We start from the raw sequence: 2474 nt of genomic DNA, 5'->3' as shown, positions 1-2474 counted from the left end.
AAAGTAGAACGTCACCTTGTATCTTTAATGAATCTTCATCTTCAATTACTCGGTAAAGGAGGCGGAATCCATTGTGATTGTATTCCCTGAAAGATGTAATACCGAGTTCTAAAAGGTATGGCGAGATGGGGCAGGAAAGTGGTGCTGTCGTTATTCTTTTTTCAAAATCTTCTATGAGATTCTCAATTCTTTCAATTACAAGATATTCATTAGAATATGATGCTAAGTGGTTGATTAGATTATCAACTGTGTTATCAAAAGTTTCTGTGTATTCAATGTTAAGTGTTTTTACCATGTTTAATGTTCTCCAGTTCAAGTTTACGGTTGGCTAACCGCTGCTTGAATGAAGCACTAGACATTACTCGTTTATTGTTTGAATCGTCTACAGAGAAAGATAGTAATTTGAGTAAAGCGATAGCTTCATCTCGACGTTTTCTCTCTGCGTAAGACTCAATCACATAGGACGGTGTCCCGTTTTGAGTAATTGTCATTGGCTCTTCAAGTGACAAGTTAGCCGCATTTTTTTTGAGGTAGCTGATAGTTTCAACTCTCATAGCGTTTTCCTTTTTTGTATTTCAAAGTGTGCCAGTTAAAAATATGACTGACATAATACATCATAACAATAAAATACTGATTTGTCAATAGGAAAACCAAATTTAGTCTAAATTTGGTTTGGTAGCTTCTTTGTTATTTCGTCTTTTTAAAGAAAAAAAGTCATCTTAGACGTATGTGCATGGCAAGGAAGATTGGGAGCCTTTGGCGACCTCTTCTTATGGGACTTGTCAAAGTCCAGCTACGTCTATTTGACCTTATTACTTATTGTCTCAAGGGGTATTGGCGTTGGTCCTTGACCTAAAGAGCCTAGCAGTTATCGAGCGTCTATTTTCTCCGGCTGACCATACCGTATGGGGCTAGATTCTATGGTGAATCTCCACAACCATGCACTTAACTCGTTTCTTCTCTTCTTATAGATTTATCACCTATAAGCGTCATCAAAACTCCGTCTTGGAGAGCTGCATTGGCAAAGGAATTGGTTATTGTCGTTGAATGGTGTTTAGTTGGTAGTGACAAGGCTAGCCAACCTGTACTAGAATTAATGCGCCAACAAGTAATTCTGAGTACAGTTCCTTTGCGAACTAAAGAATACTTCCTAAGAGCCGAGGATCGCAAGATCTTCGGCTTTTTTGTATATAAAATTATTATAAGGGCTCAATGCCGCCCTTCGCTTCGCTACCCGCTAGACACTTCCACCCAAATAGAACAGTCGTTCTTTCGTGTGGAAGTGCCTTGGTTTATCTACAATTTTACCGTCAATTTAATCTCTTATTTCTGGTGTTTTCATCTACAAATAGATCATCAACTTTATCGTCAATTGAGTTTGATGGTAGATTTGACTATAGAATTGATGGTAAATCCGTTCGAATTTCATCTTATTTCTAGCTTAAGAGCATTGATTCAATGTGGCTGAACGCCCCATTAAATCAAGACTTCGCCAGTTTCACTGGCTGCGCATTTCACTTCGCTGAACGCTACGTTTCATTTGCATGGGCGCGTCTGCGGCTACGCCTTGACCCCCCGCCTTGCGAGGGCTGTTTTCTGCCCATCTGGGGGATGTGCGCCAAACTGCCTCCGTTGGATTCGCTGAACGCTCACTCTCAACTCGGGGGGTCAACGCTTTGCTCGACGCGCGGGGCAAGCCCCCCACTGCACTATCGGTCGTTGGCTCCCTAAACGTCTGGGGACGTTTTACGTTTGTGGCTCCCCCCATGCCTACAGACGAAACGCTAGGGCGTTTGCATCTTTCGGCTGCGATCGAACTAACTCCTGAGTGATCTTTGAGGTCGGTTTTAAATGCTATAACGTAGTTGTAGATTTAAAATTGACCCGACAACCCGTCAGGGGCGTCAGTTCTTTTCTTCTTCCTCTTCATCCTGGATCTCAAACTGCCCGTTCTCTTCCATGATTTTTACTGCATTTAAGATTTCTTCCAGGTCCCGTTCTTCACGAGTTTTAAATTTCACTACGTTGTCGTTACTCATTTTTAGGCTCCAAGTAGTTTCGCTATTAAATACACAATCAATCACTTTGGAGAATCGAATGAGATTAATTCGTTTAATGTTATTAGCGATTTTGTTGTTAGCGTTTGCTATGCCTGTTTACTGACTTTTTAGGCATTTCATGAAGAAATTCCAGTGAAACTATACCTGGTCTTTGTGCCCTGTAAATCGCCCTCAAAGCGTCATAAACTTTCAGGGGTATTTGGTGGTGTATTGGGTCATGTAGGTGTGTAAAAAGCTTTCTACGCTCGTTTTAGAGTCATAGATACGTATTTTTAGTACGTATCTTAGCTATTTAACGTAATAGTATTAATAAGAATTAGATTTCCACTCCCAAGATTAATTAATTGGGAGTGCTCTTTTATTTATAAATTAAGCAATATTCGATTAATACTTGTTCAATACTTTGCTTCTGAG

The 2474-nt window shown here is 40.3% G+C and carries 4 protein-coding genes; 1 reads left to right on the top strand and 3 read right to left on the bottom strand.

All coding sequences use genetic code 11. The features are described from left to right. Both ACOSVQ_RS20595 and ACOSVQ_RS20590 read right to left on the bottom strand, forming a co-directional pair. Nucleotides 1–295: type II toxin-antitoxin system RelE/ParE family toxin (locus ACOSVQ_RS20595; protein WP_491984299.1), on the bottom strand; the 295-nt coding region annotated here is incomplete at its 3' end. Next, nucleotides 279–554, bottom strand: coding sequence for a type II toxin-antitoxin system Phd/YefM family antitoxin (locus ACOSVQ_RS20590; RefSeq protein WP_243302097.1), 276 nt, complete (start codon nt 552–554; stop codon nt 279–281). The genes ACOSVQ_RS20595 and ACOSVQ_RS20590, both read right to left, overlap by 17 nt. 464 nt (nt 555–1018) lie before the next feature. On the opposite strand from ACOSVQ_RS20590, the gene ACOSVQ_RS20585 reads away from it, so the two are divergent. Then, complete coding sequence (locus tag ACOSVQ_RS20585) at nt 1019–1468, top strand: hypothetical protein (RefSeq protein WP_491984298.1); 450 nt, start codon at nt 1019–1021, stop codon at nt 1466–1468. Between the two features lie 436 nt (nt 1469–1904). Here the strand turns inward: ACOSVQ_RS20585 and ACOSVQ_RS20580 are convergent, their stop codons facing one another. Continuing rightward, complete coding sequence (locus ACOSVQ_RS20580) at nt 1905–2039, bottom strand: hypothetical protein (RefSeq protein ID WP_392404314.1); 135 nt, start codon at nt 2037–2039, stop codon at nt 1905–1907. Between the last annotated feature and the right edge of the window lie 435 nt (nt 2040–2474).

The sequence above is a fragment of the Vibrio sp. HM8-C genome, from assembly GCF_058630515.1.
The sequence above is the reverse complement of the archived record's forward strand: the minus strand, read 5'-3'. Positions and strand labels throughout refer to the sequence as shown.

Coding starts and splice junctions, on each gene's coding strand:
- ACOSVQ_RS20590 (WP_243302097.1), bottom strand. CDS start 554: ATGAGAGTTGAAACTATCAGCTACCTCAAAAAAAATGCGGCTAACTTG.
- ACOSVQ_RS20580 (WP_392404314.1), bottom strand. CDS start 2,039: ATGAGTAACGACAACGTAGTGAAATTTAAAACTCGTGAAGAACGGGAC.